This is a genomic window from Marinimicrobium sp. UBA4209, from assembly GCF_002381585.1.
Taxonomy (GTDB): domain Bacteria; phylum Pseudomonadota; class Gammaproteobacteria; order Pseudomonadales; family Cellvibrionaceae; genus Marinimicrobium; species Marinimicrobium koreense.
Map to the genome: position 1 here is coordinate 14756 of NZ_DFTP01000107.1, position 371 is coordinate 15126.

General features: G+C 62.5%; 2 protein-coding genes. One reads left to right on the forward strand and one right to left on the reverse strand.

Annotation, left to right across the window (positions count from 1 at the left end; genetic code table 11):
• The first annotated feature begins 51 nt into the window (after nt 1-51).
• Nucleotides 52-147 (forward strand): hypothetical protein, encoded by a 96-nt coding sequence (locus tag B3187_RS15800; protein ID WP_349678211.1) that lies wholly within the window; start codon nt 52-54, stop codon nt 145-147.
• Nucleotides 148-156: 9 nt separating this feature from the next.
• Here the strand turns inward: B3187_RS15800 and B3187_RS15805 are convergent.
• A partial coding sequence (locus tag B3187_RS15805) for a universal stress protein (protein WP_286807419.1) occupies nt 157-371 on the reverse strand: 215 nt, incomplete at its 5' end.

The window sequence follows — 371 nt, forward strand, 5'->3', positions numbered from 1 at the left end:
CTGCAGCAGCAGGCCGCGGATCCGGCGTTCTACAGCGAGCCACAGGACAAGGTGGATGCGCATTTGAAAGCGCTGGCCGATGTGGAGGCGGAGTTGGAGACGTGTTTTGAACGCTGGGCCGAGCTGGAGGACATGCAGGGCGCCTGAGCGCAAACATCAGGTCTCTCGGGTGTCGGATTCCGCTACCCGGACCGCGAGCACGTCGCAACTGGCACCGTGCAGAACGCTGTTGGAGGTGGACCCGAGCAGTAGCGCAAAACCTTTGCGGCCGTGGCTGCCGACAATGATCAGGTCGGCCCCTTCCTGATTGGCGAGATAGTGCAACTCGGTGGCCGGTTGGCCCACCAGCACATGTTCCTGCTGAATGGGGA